A 1,600-nucleotide genomic window follows, 5' to 3' on the forward strand; every position below is an offset into this window, starting at 1 on the left:
ACCTTCGATGTCCCCTCGGGAGAGACCTGGCTTGCCGCATCGGTCCTGCTTGGGATCATGGCCCTGCCCACGATCATCAGCGTTTCAGAGGATGCGATCAGTTCCGTACCCCACGAGTACAAGGAAGGTTCTCTTGCGATTGGGGCAACCCGGTGGCAGACCATCAGCCAGGTCCTCGTGCCGGCAGCGCTCTCGGGTATCGCCGCAGCCATCATCCTTGGGATCGGCCGGGTAGTAGGCGAGACCATGGCCGTGCTGATGGTTGCCGGGAATGCAGCCATCATTCCGGAGCCCATCTGGAACATCCTCTCCCCGCTCCGTACCCTTACGGCAACGCTGGGGATCGAGATGGGAGAGGTACCGGTCGGAAGCGAGCACTACAGCGCCCTCTTCGGGATTGCCGTTGTCCTGCTCATCATCACGCTCATCATCAACCTCTCGGCCGTCGCGATCCTCAACCGGCTGAAAGAGCGGCGGGTAACATCTTCCCGGCGAAAGCCATTCCTCTCACCGGAAACCCGGCATAAGATGGTTTTCATTGCCGAAATGCTCGTACTCGCGGCGGTACTCATCTTCCTGACATCGGTCTCCTGGTGGCTGGCACCGGTCGTCCTTATAGCCGGGGCCCTCTGGTTTGCCGGACGGCCGTTTTTATCGGAAAAGATCATCCAGAAAATTGCATTCGGTCTTGTCGGTATTGCTACGATCATCGTCCTTGCCATTCTCTGCATCATCCTTTCCGACATCGTTATCAACGGCCTGCCGGCACTCTCGTGGGACTTCCTCACCCAGCCGCCCCGCGACCTTGGCCGCGAGGGCGGGATCCTCCCGGCCATTGTCGGCACGCTGTACCTTGTTGCAGGTGCGATTGCCATCGCCCTGCCCCTTGGAGTGGGGGCGGCAGCTTATCTTGTTGAGTACACCCGCGAGGGCAGGATCACAAAGGTCATCCGGACCGGTGTCGATCTCCTCAACGGGACGCCCTCCATTGTCTTTGGCCTCTTCGGGTTTGCCTTCATTGTCCTCTACCTGAACGTGGGGGTTACGCTCCTTGCGGGCCAGATCACACTTGCCCTGATGGTTCTCCCGACGGTCATCAGGACAACGGAGGAATCGTTGAAAAGCATCCCTCATTCGCTCCGCGAAGGGAGCCTTGCGCTTGGGGCTACGAAGTGGCAGACCATCAGCCGGGTAGTCTTCCCGCCCGCAGTGCCAGGGATCGTAACCGGGGCCATCCTCTCCATTGGCCGGGCTGCCGGTGAGACTGCCCCGATCATGTTTACTGCTGTTGTCTTCTCGTCCCGGTTCCTGCCCGACTCTGTCTTCCAGCCGGTCATGGCGCTGCCGTACCACCTCTTCATCCTGGCAACCAACGTGCCCGGGTCGTCGATGAACAAATACGGGACCGCGCTTGTCCTGCTCCTGCTCGTGATCGGGTTCTATGCAGTCGCGATCCTGGTAAGAACGCATTTCCAGAACAAAGCACGGGGATAAATTATGTCCAAATCCGAAATGACAACCCCAAACAACGTAAACCTTTGGTTAAACGGGCACACTTCCCTTTATACGGTCCCGCTGAAAGCGCCGAATAACCAGGACA

At 58.9% G+C, this 1,600-nt stretch carries 1 protein-coding gene; it reads left to right on the forward strand.

The features are described from left to right. Positions 1–1,494: phosphate ABC transporter permease PstA (pstA, locus tag CW742_RS12350; protein ID WP_292420805.1), on the forward strand; the 1,494-nt coding region annotated here is incomplete at its 5' end. Positions 1,495–1,600: the final 106 nt, after the last annotated feature.

It is taken from the genome of Methanoregula sp. (assembly GCF_002835825.1).
Classification (GTDB): domain Archaea; phylum Halobacteriota; class Methanomicrobia; order Methanomicrobiales; family Methanospirillaceae; genus Methanoregula.